Here is a 12,155-nt window from a genome sequence, read left to right as displayed (position 1 = left end):
GGTTTGGTGTCTTATATGAGAAAAAACATGGATGACCTATTGGGGATGAATTTAGAAAAATAGTAACAGAAAATTTACCACCACAGCCTAATAAAATAAATACAACTTTTTTAATAGTTGTGGGGAGGTGACATATCCCCACAGATTAATATAGTTTTAACCAACTTTATCACTTTCTATATAGGTTTCTAAAGCTGGATGATATTCTCTTTGAAAGTGATTTTCAGGACATGACTTTATGACAACTGCATTTATGATATGGGACTTACTTGTTTCCAATTTCTTATTACACTTCGGACACTTTTCGTACATAAGTCGTTTTAAAACGTTCATGATACAAGGCCTCCTTCTATATCCCGTTAATTCCTATATATATACTATGAATTTTAAGTTAATAATTGAAAAAATTCAATAGGATCAAAACATATATCGCTCAATGTTTTTTAGGCAATTAAGACAATCCTAATCTTAATGTAGACTTAATCTTTCGAGTGATAAATTCTACATTAATAGATAACAATGTTAGTACACAGTCTTTTTCTGAGCTCCACTTCGAACAGGAAAAGAAGAATACGCTACTGACCAAATTCACTTTATAAGAAAATATCGCTAAAACCGGCACAGGAAAGGTTAGTTCGTTTTAGGAATATTAATTGTTTGATTGAAGGCAATTTCCTCTCCATTATGAGTAAAAATGCCATGGTTATTCCCATTAAGCGTAACCTTAATATGGTGTGTTCCTGGTTCAAGGGAATCTACATTATAATAATTTCCGTATATTCGATTAATTTTTTCACCATTAATATATAAATGGGCATGCCCTTCATCATAACGAATGTCATCTGTTCCTACCTTTTCAGGTGTAAAGCGAAAATTATTTGTTTTAATAGTTAACAGCCATGTCCCTGATGGATCTTGTGTTACAGATCCAGTAATAGAAGGAACGGACTGAGATGAGGGGATGACAATACGCTGATGTTTTTCTGCATGGTTTGATGCACTGTCATGCCCATTTTGTTGATGAAAGTAAAGCATGACGGAAACAAAAGAAAAAATGACGAAAAAGCTAATGAATCTATACATTTTATCCTCCATTTTATCCTTCCTTATGCCCCTAGTGTTGTAGGCTGTGATTTTCCGCCTCGTTTAATGAAATATCCAATAACAAGTAAAAGAATGCCTAATCCAAGAAATGCAAGATCATAGGTCAAAGCATTAGGATCTCCCGGCTTTACACGGTGAATTTGTAGCAGATGGTGGTTTACAATCCCTTCTATTAAATTAAAAGCACCACCACCTATAAGGAATCCACCAACTAATAATCGAATCCCTTTGGAAAGACTAGTTGGGTTTCCTGCTAGCCATAAAAGAATTCCACCTAGAACTAACGTAAGCGTGACAGCAAAATGAAATAGACCGTCGCTAGCTATTTGGCCAGGGCGATCGGTTTCCATAATAACGCTGTGCCATTGCAATAATTGGTGAAAAACAATCCCATCTAAAGCACCTAAAAATCCAAATCCTAACACAAAACTACCGATGTTAATTAATCCTTTTTTTGTGTTTGTACTCATAACTTCTCCTCCGCTATAAAAAATTCTGAACATTATTGCATCTTTTCCAAAAGAAAAGTTATTATACTATTGATAGGATAAACCGATAGAAAAAAATAGCTTTTCATCAATTTATCCCGTATTAGCAGGTAGTATCCCTCTACTTTAGGGTGTTGAGGAATCGAAGAAAACATGGTAGTGAGACAGGCGGTTAATCTAGTTATGGTTCCTAACATCTCGTATTCTATATTAGAGTGTTGACAATATACCTATTAGGGTATATTATAAGTCTTGTAAGTAATCATTTTTAGGGTAATTAAGGAGTTTTATATATGTTGCTGTTGCTAATATTGTTCCTTAGCATAATCCTTGGCTTCCTCTATATAAGGTATGTTCCTATTCGGGGAGTTCCGTGTGTAAGTTCACTCAACCAAGGTGCGGATTCAATCAAAACGGTAGATGTAAGAGACTATATTCAGTCGTATAATGATCCTATTCCAGGATCCACTAACATTCCGGTTATGTATTTAACAAGAAATTATCATGAGTTGTCCCATATGCAAGTTTTTGTAGTAGCATCTAATCGTTTGGAAAAAAATATTAGTATTCGCTTTCTTAGAAAAAAAGATATTAATGTAGTAGGATATAGACTAACAAGCTGTAAATGTAAACAAAAAGCGAAATACAAACCAGCATAATAGGAAGGAGCAATCACTTATGGAGTACAACGATCAAGTCAAAAACAGAGTAAAACGAATGGAAGGCCAGCTTAGAGGTGTGTTGAAAATGATGGAAGAAGGCAAGGATTGTAAGGAAGTGATTACCCAACTGTCAGCAGTTCGTTCCGCAGTGGACAGAACAGTAGGCGTTGTTGTAAGCTCAAACTTAGTTGAATGTGTTCTCGAGGCGGAAAAAAACGGGGAAAACACAGACGAATTAATAAAAGAAGCGGTCAACTTACTTGTGAAAAGCCGATAAGAAATTCACTTGTTGACTTTCTTTTTTTGTTTTGATAATATACCCATAGGGGTAAAGGTAAATAAAAAGTTACTGGAGGAATAAAAAGATGACAGTAGATAAAATAGTGGATGCAAAAGGATTAGCATGTCCAATGCCAATCGTTAAAACAAAAAAAGCAATGAATGAACTTGAATCAGGTCAAGTATTAGAAATTCATACTACTGACAAAGGAGCCAAAAGTGATCTTTCTGCTTGGGCGAAATCAGGTGGGCATGAGCTAGTGAAACAAGAAGAAGCAAATGATATTTTCATGTTTTGGATTAAAAAAGGGTAATTTTTTTAAAAAAGTAAATACCTGTACAGGTATTGGTAATTGATATTGTTAAGGAGGACACTACTATGTCAGAAACGAAAAAAACAACCATTGTATTATTTAGTGGTGATTACGATAAAGCGATGGCAGCCTATATTATTGCAAATGGTGCAGCTGCTTATGATCATGAAGTAACGATTTTCCACACTTTCTGGGGATTAAACGCCTTACGTAAAGAGGAAAATATTATGACGAAAAAGGGCTTCATGGAAAAAATGTTCGGCAAAATGATGCCTAGAGGTGCAGATAAAATGGGACTTTCGAAAATGAACTTTGCTGGTTTTGGTCCTAAGATGATTAAAAGTGTGATGAAGAAGCATAACGCGCTGCCTCTACCACAATTAGTCGAAATGGCAATCGAGCAAGACGTTAAATTAGTCGCATGTACGATGACAATGGATCTGTTAGGTCTTCAGAAAGAAGAATTATTGGATGATATCGACTATGCTGGTGTTGCGGCATATTTAGCAGATGCTCAGGATGGTAATGTAAACTTATTCATTTAATTTTCTTAGGGGAGACTGTCCCCTACATAAATAAGGAGGAAGATAGAAATGGAGTATTTAAATTATATCATCCCAGCCTTTCTTGTTTTCTTTTTAATTCAGAAAATGTTGCCGTCAAAAGGTGTAAAACAAATTTCGACAACAGCTTTAAAAAATCAGTTGAACGATAGAAACAAACAATATATCGATGTGCGAACACCAAGTGAGTTTAAAGGGAACAGCATTCGTGGATTTAAAAATATTCCCCTTCACCAATTAGCTAATAAAGTAAATGACTTATCAAAGGAAAAAGAGGTTGTCGTTATTTGCCAGAGTGGAATGAGAAGCAATAAGGCTAGTAAATTGTTAAAGAAACATGGCTTTCAACAAGTTACAAATGTTAAAGGCGGTATGAGTGCCTGGAGCTAACTAAAAGATAAGGAGGAAATAAAGAATGAAAACATTAACTGCTAAAGAAGTAGAAGTATTAGTAAAGGAAGGGAAAGCGGCGGATATTATTGATGTACGCGAAACAGACGAGGTCGCAGAAGGAAAAATTCCAGGAGCAGTAAATATCCCATTAGGATTAGTTGAGTTTCGGATGCATGAATTAGATAAATCAAAAGAATATATTATGGTTTGTCGTTCCGGTGGTAGAAGTGGTCGCGCATCGAAACTACTTGAAAGTCAAGGGTTTAACGTTATTAATATGGAAGGCGGAATGCTTTCTTGGGAAGGGAAAGTCGAATAATTTTTTTAATATTATAAATACCCCTATAGGTATAAAACAGGAGGCTATAATGATGGAAAACATAAAGGCGAACGAAACACTAGATGCAAAAGGATTAGCATGCCCAATGCCAATAGTGAAAACGAAAAAGACGATGAAGAATCTAGCAGATGGTCTAGTATTAGAGGTCCAGGCAACAGATAAAGGATCAACAGCGGACATTAAAGCGTGGTCGGAGAGCACTGGTCATCAATACTTAGGAACACTAGAAGAAGGCGACGTGTTAAAACATTATTTAAGAAAGTCGGCTAGTGATGAAAAAATAGAAAGAAAGCATCCCAATGTAGTAACTAATGAAGAACTTGAAAACAAACGGAATGAAAACAATAGTGTTGTTCTAGATGTTAGAGAATCTGCAGAATATGCGTTCAATCATATTCCAAATGCAATCTCTATTCCGATGGGGGAATTAGAAGATCGTTTAAATGAATTAAACAAGGAAGCAGAAATTTATGTTGTATGTCGTACTGGAAGCCGTAGTGATTTAGCTGCACAAAAGCTCGCAGAAAAAGGATTTACAAACGTTATAAATGTTGTACCGGGTATGAGTGAATGGTCTGGTGAAACGGTGTCGTTAACGAAGTAAGGAGCTATTCGTTTAATGAATCATCAGTGGGGAAAAGAATCTTCCCACTGATGGAGGTTTCATTTTGTTAGCCCAAAGTGCGGGATGGTAAACAGAAGAGAATAGGTAATGGCTTATAAAAACTCTTGCTAAAAAATATAAATGTACAAAAATTGAGGAGGAATATACAATGAATAAAAAAGTAGCAATTATTGCAAGTAATGGTGGATTATTTGATGCGTATAAGGTGTTTAACATTGCCACAGCAGCAGCTGCAACCGATCAAGAAGTAGCAATTTTCTTCACATTTGAAGGGTTAAACTTAATTCATAAAGAAGGGTACAAGCAACTTCCAATGCCTGAAGGAAAAGAACATTTTGAAGACGGTTTTGCCAAAGCAAATGTTCCAGCTATTCCAGAATTAGTTGCAATGGCGCAAGAAATGGGCGTGAAATTCATTGGTTGCCAAATGACGATGGATGTTATGGGGTTAGAAAAAGATGCATTTGTTAATGGAATTGAAGTTGGTGGAGCAGTAACATTTTTAGAGTTTGCTAAAGACGCAGATGTAACGTTAACATTTTAATGATATTTTTTTATCATAAATTATACCACGGGGGGTAAATTGAGTATGACTGTAAATGTAATGACTTCAAAAGAAGTAACAGAAAAAGTATTTAATAAAGAACCATTATTCGTTTTAGATGTTCGCAATGAAAGTGATTTCGAAGATTGGAAAGTTGAAGGAGAAAACTTTGAATATCTAAATGTTCCGTACTTTGACTTACTTGATGGTGTGGAAGATATTATGGGAAAACTTCCTACTGATAAGGATATATTAGTTGTTTGTGCGAAAGAGGGTTCATCGATATTTGTTGCGGAAATGCTTTCTGATGCAGGGGTAACGGTTTCCTATCTAAAAGGTGGAATGAAAGCTTGGAGCGAACATTTAGAACCTGTTAAAGTTGGGGACTTAGAAGATGGCGGTGAAATTTATCAATTTGTCCGCATCGGGAAAGGGTGTCTATCGTACATGGTAGTTTCAAACGGTGAAGCTGCGATCATCGACTCAACAAGAATGACAGACGTCTATTTAGAATTTGCTGAAACAGTCGGTGCAAAAATTACCCATGTATTTGATACACATTTACATGCTGATCATATTTCGGGTGGACGCAGACTCGCTGAAAAAACGAATGCAACATACTGGTTGCCGCCAGAGGATGCGACGGAAGTGACGTTTGACTACCAACGATTAGAAAATGGAAATGAAGTAACCATTGGGAACACTTCCATCAATATTCATGCATTATATTCACCAGGCCATACGATTGGATCTACTTCCTTTGTTGTAGATGAAAAGTTCTTATTAACAGGCGATATTTTGTTTATTGATTCAATTGGAAGACCAGACTTAGCTGGGTTGGCAGAAGATTGGGTGGGAGATCTAAGAGAAAGTCTTTATACCCGTTACAAAGAATTATCAGAAGAACTAATCGTTCTCCCAGCACATTTTATGATTATCGATGAATTAAACGCGGATGGTAGTGTTTCCGAAAAATTAGGTACGCTGTACGCTCAAAACCATGGTTTAAACATTGAAGATGAAGAGGAATTTAGAAAATTAGTAACGGAAAATTTACCACCGCAGCCAAATGCCTATCAAGAAATACGTGAAACAAATATGGGGAAAATTAGTCCAGATGAAGAAAAACAACGTGAAATGGAGATTGGACCTAACCGTTGTGCAGTTCGATAATGTACGGTTGGTAGGAAGTTTCCCCGTTATGTAAAAAGAATTAGTAGTTAGTTTATATAATAGATTTTAAAAAACTGGAGGACGTTAAAAGTGGAAATAACAAAGGTACTAGATGCAAAAGGATTGGCATGTCCGATGCCAATTGTGAAAACAAAAAAAGCGATCAATGAACTAGAGTCAGGTCAAATAGTAGAAATACACGCAACAGATAAAGGGGCAAAAAATGATTTATCTGCATGGGCACAATCTGGTGGCCATGAGTTAGTAAAACATGAAGAAGACAGTGATGTATTAAAGTTTTGGATTAAAAAAGGTTAATACAAAAAAGGGAACCCAGATAGGTTCCCTTTTCTACGAGGAGGGGAAAAATGGATATTGGGTTTATTATTGTTATCTTCTTAATTGGTTTTATAGGTTCCTTTATTTCAGGAATGCTGGGTATAGGTGGAGCAATTATTAATTTTCCAATGTTGCTGTATATTCCGGCTGCTTTTGGTGTTGCCGAGTTTAGTGCACATGAAGTTTCAGGTATTACGGCAGTTCAAGTATTTTTTGCGACCATTGGTGGCGTTTGGGCATATAGAAAAGGGAAATTCTTAAATAAGACGTTAATTAGTTACATGGGTATTAGTATTTTAATTGGAAGTTTTATCGGGGGATATGGTTCAACAAATATGTCAGAAAGTAGTGTAAATGTAGTATATGGCATTTTAGCATTGATGGCCGTGGTGATGATGTTTGTACCTAAAAAGGGCATTGATGATATTCCTTTGGATCAGGTGAAGTTTAATAAATGGCTTGCTGCACTTTTTGCATTCATTGTTGGAGTTGGTGCAGGTATCGTTGGTGCAGGAGGAGCATTTTTATTAGTACCGATAATGCTTAGCGTTTTAAAGATACCTACAAGAATGACAATCGCTTCTTCTTTAGCCATTACACTTATTTCATCTGTCGGGGTAACGATTGGAAAACTCTCTACAGGACAAGTGAGTTACATCCCTGCGTTAATAATTGTGGTTGCCAGTTTAATTGCTTCACCACTCGGAGCTAGTGCTGGGAAAAAAGTAAACACAAAAGTGTTACAAGTCATTTTAGCGTTATTAATATTGGCAACGGCAGTAAAGGTTTGGATGGATATCTTGTAAAGAAGGTAAAATAGAGCAACGGTAGTCGAACGAAATAGAACGGAATATGAAATAGAAGCGTAACAGTTGGATATAAAAGCTAGATACAAAAAGAACTTGAACAGGGAGATTCCCTCGTTGTTCTAATTCTTGGGAAGTTCTAATGACGTTAGATAATTATTCTTTTAGTAAGAAGTTGGGTGTTTCCATGCAATCTACTCTATCCAATTAAATTATTTGTTGATAAGCCGCACGCATGCTTTAGTAGAAAGGTTACGGCTTGGTGAGGGGGGCTTGTAAAAAGCCCCCTTTGCAATACAAGTGATAGCTTTTGTTAACTTGTCTACTATTAGTAAAAAAAGAAAGTCAGAAGTTATTTCTATACAGAACTCCGTTATATCCAACGTCTTTTGTCGCTGGCTGGGGATGATGGAGCATTTTTTGCTTTACAGTCTTTACAAAAGCAACAAGTAAATAATTGTCGGATTCTCATGTACTTATAGAGTAAAGCGGCATCTCTACCTTCTTTACTACAAGAGCTTATTTTTGGACGGAGACAATCCATAAATTCGTGATCACATCTACATGATCGACCAAATTTACGATAGCAATCGTCATGTGCTTTACAACAAGCATCTACATCGTTAATTGGGGCACCAGGTCCGCTACAGCCAGGTCCACACCATTTATAGCCTCGGGGCAGACAAATACGAAAACCTCTATCTTTTCTTTGTGTCAATATAACAATCTCCTTTTGATTGAAATAGTAGTAATATAGAATATTCAATCGTTTATGGGGATGTATAAGCCCTTACCCACGAAGGAGACACTTTTTAGTTCTCGTAATCTTACAACGAAAACATTAGTTGCAATTATGTTATAACTACCACATATATGGAACAGAATGAGAAGAAAACATTACAGGAATAGGATTACCTTGATAAACCCCAATTTTTTCTATTTTATTTATACAGCCCACTAGTATAATTCTCCGTTAAGCTCAGAATGATGTCATCAATGGAATATTTGCTTTCATTGTTCACCAATTCCCACATAAACATTTCATTTGCGTAATACCAGCCTCTTGCGATGAGGGAAGCATCCAAGTGTTTCTTTGCAAGTGCATTTTCTTGTGCATATCGAATATCAATTGCAATCCGCTCGATAAAGCGCTCCCTTATCTTGTACCATTTTTGGTCGACTTCAGGGGAAACCCCAATCGCCTCTTTTACCACTTTCATCAAATTACGTTGATCTACTGCCAGTGTAAGAAAAAGTCGTACCTGTTTTTTTATGAGTGTATAAGCTTCTTCTTTTGTATTGGGCGTAAAAGACAACTCTGCCACTTCATAAAACTGATTCATCAAGTCTTCCATTAGGGTGATAAATATTTCATCTTTATTTTTAAAATAAACATAAGCTGTTCCGTAACCGGTGTTCGCTTTTTTTATAATTTGAGCGATTGTCGCTTTTTGAAAGCCATTTTCTAAAAACGTTTCTCTTCCAGCAGTTAAAATATTTTTTCTTGTTTGCATCGCTTGTTGTTTTCTAGGAGATAACTCGTTTGGTGAATTTGTCATGTTTTCATTCCTTTCCAAAAGACAACAATCTTAGTAGATAAATCTAGTGTACAAGGTAGAGAGTATTCTGACAACATATTATTGACATTATGTCATTGACGTTATGTCAGTTAGTAATATATAATATACAAAAATAAATAAAAATATTCTGAAAGGTTGATAAGTATGAGTGAAACGCAAGATAGCTATACACTTGAATATGCTCAACAATTAGATAAACAGGATAGTCTAGCTTCCTATCGAGAAGAGTTTTACATAAAAGAAGGTGGGATTTATTTTGATGGAAATTCACTTGGCCTTCTTTCGAAACGAGCGGAAAAATCACTACTAGATTTACTAGATTCATGGAAGGAGTACGGCATTGACGGATGGACGGAAGGGGATAACCCTTGGTATTATCTATCTGAATCATTAGGTAATCAGATGGCACCATTAGTAGGAGCGGATGCTAATGAGGTTATTGTAAGCGGTTCCACAACGGTTAATCTCCATCAATTAGTTGCTACCTTTTACAAACCAGACGGAAAGAGGACAAAAATTTTAGCAGACGAATTAAATTTTCCAAGTGATATTTATGCTTTGAAAAGTCAACTGCAGTTAAAAGGCTATGATCCATCAACGCATCTTGTTCAAGTGAAAAGTAATGATGGGCATACGTTAAAAGAAGAAGATATTGTGGAAGCGATGACAGACGATATTGCATTAATTGTTTTACCTAGTGTTTTATATCGAAGCGGGCAAGTGCTAGATATGGAAATGTTGACGAAAGAAGCGCATAAACGGAATATTCTTATCGGGTTTGACCTTTGCCATTCGATTGGATCGATTCCTCATGAATTAAGTGCATGGGATGTTGATTTTGCCTTCTGGTGTAACTACAAACATTTAAATGGAGGCCCAGGCGGAACTGGTGGTTTGTATGTAAACAAACGACATTTTGGAACGACACCTGGCATTGCAGGGTGGTTTAGCTCACGTAAGGATAAGCAGTTTGATATGGAACATGACTTAACAGCAGCAGAAGATGTGGGAGCTTATCAGATTGGGACACCCAATATTTTTAGTATGGCTCCTATCATTGGAGCAATTTCGATGTTTAATGAAGTTGGTATTGAGAAAATTCGAGCGAAATCATTGAAACTTACAAACTATTTAATGGAATTGTTAAAGCATGAGTTAGCCGGTCATGGATTTAAAACACGAAATCCGATGGAAGAGAAGAGAAGAGGCGGTCATATTTATTTAGAGCATCCAGAAGCTGCTCGGGTTTGTAAGGCATTGAAAGCAGAAGGGGTAATTCCTGATTTCCGTTCACCAAACGGGATTCGTCTTGCTCCAGTGGCACTTTATAACACGTTTGAAGATGTTTGGAAGATGGTTCAAATACTAAAGGATATAATGGAAGAGAAAAAATATAAGAAATTTGAAAACAAACGGGGAGTAGTGGCATAAACGATGACGACGAATAAATGGATTGATATTTCACAGCCATTAAGTAGTGATATTGCACACTGGCCTGGTGATACACCGTATTCTTATGAAACAACGTTTACGAAAGAACAAACTGGTTCTGTCAATATCGGTAAAATAACGACGAGCTTACACACGGGAACTCACGTGGATGCTCCGTTCCATTTTAAAAATGATGGAGAAAAAATAGTCGATCTTGATATCAACTTATATATTGGACCTGCTCGAGTGATTGATGTGTCAGACTATAGAAATATTGACTCCACCGTTTTACAGACTTTTGATTTAGATGGTGTCACACGGTTACTTCTAAAAACATCCGTCCCAAACAATCCAAAGAGGTTTCCAGAACAAATTCCTGCTCTTTCCGCGGATGTAGCAGCCTTTCTTCAACAGAAGGGGATACAATTGATAGGGGTCGATATTCCTTCTGTAGATCCACTAGATAGTAAAGAAATGGATACCCATCACGCTTTGTATAAGCATGGAATAAATATTTTAGAAAACATCATGCTAGATAAGGTGAAAGAGGGAGATTACGAATTGATTGCACTGCCACTTCCGTTAAAAGAGGCGGATGGGAGCCCGGTTCGGGCAGTTATCAAACCAATAGATAAGTAAAGAACTTGGAGGAGAATTTTTATGGTGAAACAGGACATGAACGCAACTAGCTCAGAGAAAAATATTCACACAGATTTTACAAACAACATGACGTATGGAGAGTATTTACAACTCGATAAAATTTTATCGGCCCAAAATAGGCTGTCAGGTCATCATGATGAGATGTTGTTTATTGTCATCCATCAAGTGAGCGAATTATGGATGAAACTCATTCTTCATGAAATGACTGGTGCTATTCAATCGATTGAAAAAGATGATTTGTCTACTGCGCAGAAGCGGTTAGCAAGAGTTTCAAAAATACAAACGCAAATCATCCAGGCGTGGGATGTTCTCGCAACAATGACTCCGTCAGAGTACATGGAATTTCGTGACTCATTAGGTCAGGCATCTGGTTTCCAGTCCTATCAATATCGAATGGTCGAATTCGCACTTGGGTATAAAACGGAACATGTGTTAAAAATCTATCAAAAAGATCCTGAATTACATAGTAAGTTAAAAGATGCATACGAAGCGCCAGGGTTGTATGATGTAGCTATTCATGCATTACATCGGGCAGGGCTTCCTATTGATGGAGAAGTATTAAACAGAGATGTTACAATGTCTTATAAGGAGAATGACTCTGTCCGCGAAGCGTGGATGACCGTTTATCAAAACACAGATAAATATTGGGAGTTGTATGAGCTAGCAGAAAAACTTGTCGATATTGAAGATTGGCTTCAGCAGTGGCGCTTCCGTCATATGAAAACAGTCGAAAGAATCATCGGTTTTAAAATGGGAACGGGCGGATCCTCTGGAGTAGACTATTTAAAAAGGGTGCTAGATCAGCAATTCTTCCCAGAGTTATGGGCTATCAGAACAGAGTTGTAATCTAGTAA

At 36.7% G+C, this 12,155-nt stretch carries 18 protein-coding genes and 1 pseudogene; 14 read left to right on the top strand and 5 right to left on the bottom strand.

Going from position 1 to position 12,155, the window contains the following annotated elements; genetic code table 11:
* Positions 1-156: 156 nt before the first annotated feature.
* The 3 genes from ACFSUL_RS16795 to ACFSUL_RS16785 all read right to left on the bottom strand — a co-directional run bounded on the left by ACFSUL_RS16795 (position 157) and on the right by ACFSUL_RS16785 (position 1,574).
* Positions 157-333 (bottom strand): hypothetical protein, encoded by a 177-nt coding sequence (locus ACFSUL_RS16795; RefSeq protein ID WP_377937069.1) that lies wholly within the window; start codon positions 331-333, stop codon positions 157-159.
* A 297-nt stretch (positions 334-630) separates the two neighbouring features.
* Entirely contained in the window at positions 631-1,083 is a 453-nt protein-coding gene (locus ACFSUL_RS16790; RefSeq protein WP_377937068.1) for a hypothetical protein, read from the bottom strand.
* 23 nt (positions 1,084-1,106) lie between these two features.
* Complete coding sequence (locus tag ACFSUL_RS16785) at positions 1,107-1,574, bottom strand: DUF2243 domain-containing protein (protein WP_071412465.1); 468 nt, start codon at positions 1,572-1,574, stop codon at positions 1,107-1,109.
* A gap of 311 nt (positions 1,575-1,885) precedes the next feature.
* Between ACFSUL_RS16785 and ACFSUL_RS16780 the strand changes: the two genes are divergently transcribed.
* From ACFSUL_RS16780 to ACFSUL_RS16730, 11 genes and pseudogenes are all read left to right on the top strand, one after another.
* On the top strand, positions 1,886-2,251 hold the full coding sequence (locus ACFSUL_RS16780; protein WP_084778377.1) for a hypothetical protein: 366 nt from the start codon (positions 1,886-1,888) through the stop codon (positions 2,249-2,251).
* Positions 2,252-2,270: 19 nt separating this feature from the next.
* Positions 2,271-2,531: a metal-sensitive transcriptional regulator gene (locus tag ACFSUL_RS16775; RefSeq protein ID WP_071412464.1), complete on the top strand. Its 261-nt coding sequence runs from the start codon at positions 2,271-2,273 to the stop codon at positions 2,529-2,531.
* An 88-nt stretch (positions 2,532-2,619) separates the two neighbouring features.
* The gene (locus ACFSUL_RS16770; protein ID WP_071412463.1) at positions 2,620-2,847 is read left to right on the top strand and encodes a sulfurtransferase TusA family protein; all 228 of its coding nucleotides are present in this window, start codon (positions 2,620-2,622) and stop codon (positions 2,845-2,847) included.
* 65 nt (positions 2,848-2,912) lie between these two features.
* Positions 2,913-3,392 (top strand): DsrE/DsrF/DrsH-like family protein, encoded by a 480-nt coding sequence (locus tag ACFSUL_RS16765; protein WP_071412462.1) that lies wholly within the window; start codon positions 2,913-2,915, stop codon positions 3,390-3,392.
* Between the two features lie 48 nt (positions 3,393-3,440).
* Positions 3,441-3,800, top strand: coding sequence for a rhodanese-like domain-containing protein (locus ACFSUL_RS16760; RefSeq protein ID WP_377937067.1), 360 nt, complete (start codon positions 3,441-3,443; stop codon positions 3,798-3,800).
* Between the two features lie 25 nt (positions 3,801-3,825).
* Positions 3,826-4,122 (top strand): rhodanese-like domain-containing protein, encoded by a 297-nt coding sequence (locus ACFSUL_RS16755; protein WP_377937066.1) that lies wholly within the window; start codon positions 3,826-3,828, stop codon positions 4,120-4,122.
* 52 nt (positions 4,123-4,174) lie between these two features.
* Positions 4,175-4,747, top strand: coding sequence for a sulfurtransferase TusA family protein (locus tag ACFSUL_RS16750; protein WP_377937742.1), 573 nt, complete (start codon positions 4,175-4,177; stop codon positions 4,745-4,747).
* A gap of 169 nt (positions 4,748-4,916) precedes the next feature.
* Positions 4,917-5,312, top strand: a complete 396-nt coding sequence (locus ACFSUL_RS16745; RefSeq protein ID WP_071412458.1) for a DsrE/DsrF/DrsH-like family protein — start codon at positions 4,917-4,919, stop codon at positions 5,310-5,312.
* A gap of 38 nt (positions 5,313-5,350) precedes the next feature.
* Positions 5,351-6,485: pseudogene (locus ACFSUL_RS16740) on the top strand (MBL fold metallo-hydrolase).
* Positions 6,486-6,575: 90 nt separating this feature from the next.
* Positions 6,576-6,803, top strand: a complete 228-nt coding sequence (locus ACFSUL_RS16735; RefSeq protein ID WP_377937065.1) for a sulfurtransferase TusA family protein — start codon at positions 6,576-6,578, stop codon at positions 6,801-6,803.
* Positions 6,804-6,853: 50 nt separating this feature from the next.
* Positions 6,854-7,630 (top strand): sulfite exporter TauE/SafE family protein, encoded by a 777-nt coding sequence (locus ACFSUL_RS16730; protein WP_377937064.1) that lies wholly within the window; start codon positions 6,854-6,856, stop codon positions 7,628-7,630.
* Positions 7,631-8,003: 373 nt separating this feature from the next.
* On the opposite strand, the gene ACFSUL_RS16725 is transcribed toward ACFSUL_RS16730, so the two are convergent.
* On the bottom strand, positions 8,004-8,348 hold the full coding sequence (locus tag ACFSUL_RS16725; protein WP_377937063.1) for a phospholipase: 345 nt from the start codon (positions 8,346-8,348) through the stop codon (positions 8,004-8,006).
* A 223-nt stretch (positions 8,349-8,571) separates the two neighbouring features.
* Positions 8,572-9,189 (bottom strand): TetR/AcrR family transcriptional regulator, encoded by a 618-nt coding sequence (locus tag ACFSUL_RS16720; protein ID WP_377937062.1) that lies wholly within the window; start codon positions 9,187-9,189, stop codon positions 8,572-8,574.
* Between the two features lie 165 nt (positions 9,190-9,354).
* Here ACFSUL_RS16720 and kynU point away from each other — a divergent pair, with 165 nt between their 5' ends.
* The 3 genes from kynU to kynA are packed head-to-tail and all read left to right on the top strand — an operon-like array spanning position 9,355 to position 12,147.
* On the top strand, positions 9,355-10,641 hold the full coding sequence (gene kynU, locus ACFSUL_RS16715) for a kynureninase (protein ID WP_377937061.1): 1,287 nt from the start codon (positions 9,355-9,357) through the stop codon (positions 10,639-10,641).
* Positions 10,642-10,644: 3 nt separating this feature from the next.
* The gene (gene kynB / locus ACFSUL_RS16710) at positions 10,645-11,280 is read left to right on the top strand and encodes an arylformamidase (protein WP_377937060.1); all 636 of its coding nucleotides are present in this window, start codon (positions 10,645-10,647) and stop codon (positions 11,278-11,280) included.
* 21 nt (positions 11,281-11,301) lie between these two features.
* Positions 11,302-12,147, top strand: a complete 846-nt coding sequence (gene kynA, locus ACFSUL_RS16705; protein WP_377937059.1) for a tryptophan 2,3-dioxygenase — start codon at positions 11,302-11,304, stop codon at positions 12,145-12,147.
* The last annotated feature ends 8 nt before the right edge of the window (positions 12,148-12,155 follow it).

This window comes from Bacillus seohaeanensis (assembly GCF_042684945.1).
Taxonomy (GTDB): domain Bacteria; phylum Bacillota; class Bacilli; order Bacillales; family Bacillaceae_B; genus Rossellomorea; species Rossellomorea seohaeanensis.
This window is presented reverse-complemented; position numbering and strand designations above follow the sequence as displayed.

What these genes read in the sequence shown, in the direction of transcription:
- ACFSUL_RS16795 (WP_377937069.1), bottom strand. Translation starts at nt 333, where the DNA reads ATGAACGTTTTAAAACGACTTATGTACGAAAAGTGTCCGAAGTGTAAT.
- ACFSUL_RS16790 (WP_377937068.1), bottom strand. Translation starts at nt 1,083, where the DNA reads ATGTATAGATTCATTAGCTTTTTCGTCATTTTTTCTTTTGTTTCCGTC.
- ACFSUL_RS16785 (WP_071412465.1), bottom strand. Translation starts at nt 1,574, where the DNA reads ATGAGTACAAACACAAAAAAAGGATTAATTAACATCGGTAGTTTTGTG.
- ACFSUL_RS16780 (WP_084778377.1), top strand. Translation starts at nt 1,886, where the DNA reads ATGTTGCTGTTGCTAATATTGTTCCTTAGCATAATCCTTGGCTTCCTC.
- ACFSUL_RS16775 (WP_071412464.1), top strand. Translation starts at nt 2,271, where the DNA reads ATGGAGTACAACGATCAAGTCAAAAACAGAGTAAAACGAATGGAAGGC.
- ACFSUL_RS16770 (WP_071412463.1), top strand. Translation starts at nt 2,620, where the DNA reads ATGACAGTAGATAAAATAGTGGATGCAAAAGGATTAGCATGTCCAATG.
- ACFSUL_RS16765 (WP_071412462.1), top strand. Translation starts at nt 2,913, where the DNA reads ATGTCAGAAACGAAAAAAACAACCATTGTATTATTTAGTGGTGATTAC.
- ACFSUL_RS16760 (WP_377937067.1), top strand. Translation starts at nt 3,441, where the DNA reads ATGGAGTATTTAAATTATATCATCCCAGCCTTTCTTGTTTTCTTTTTA.
- ACFSUL_RS16755 (WP_377937066.1), top strand. Translation starts at nt 3,826, where the DNA reads ATGAAAACATTAACTGCTAAAGAAGTAGAAGTATTAGTAAAGGAAGGG.
- ACFSUL_RS16750 (WP_377937742.1), top strand. Translation starts at nt 4,175, where the DNA reads ATGGAAAACATAAAGGCGAACGAAACACTAGATGCAAAAGGATTAGCA.
- ACFSUL_RS16745 (WP_071412458.1), top strand. Translation starts at nt 4,917, where the DNA reads ATGAATAAAAAAGTAGCAATTATTGCAAGTAATGGTGGATTATTTGAT.
- ACFSUL_RS16730 (WP_377937064.1), top strand. Translation starts at nt 6,854, where the DNA reads ATGGATATTGGGTTTATTATTGTTATCTTCTTAATTGGTTTTATAGGT.
- ACFSUL_RS16720 (WP_377937062.1), bottom strand. Translation starts at nt 9,189, where the DNA reads ATGACAAATTCACCAAACGAGTTATCTCCTAGAAAACAACAAGCGATG.
- kynU (WP_377937061.1), top strand. Translation starts at nt 9,355, where the DNA reads ATGAGTGAAACGCAAGATAGCTATACACTTGAATATGCTCAACAATTA.
- kynB (WP_377937060.1), top strand. Translation starts at nt 10,645, where the DNA reads ATGACGACGAATAAATGGATTGATATTTCACAGCCATTAAGTAGTGAT.
- kynA (WP_377937059.1), top strand. Translation starts at nt 11,302, where the DNA reads ATGGTGAAACAGGACATGAACGCAACTAGCTCAGAGAAAAATATTCAC.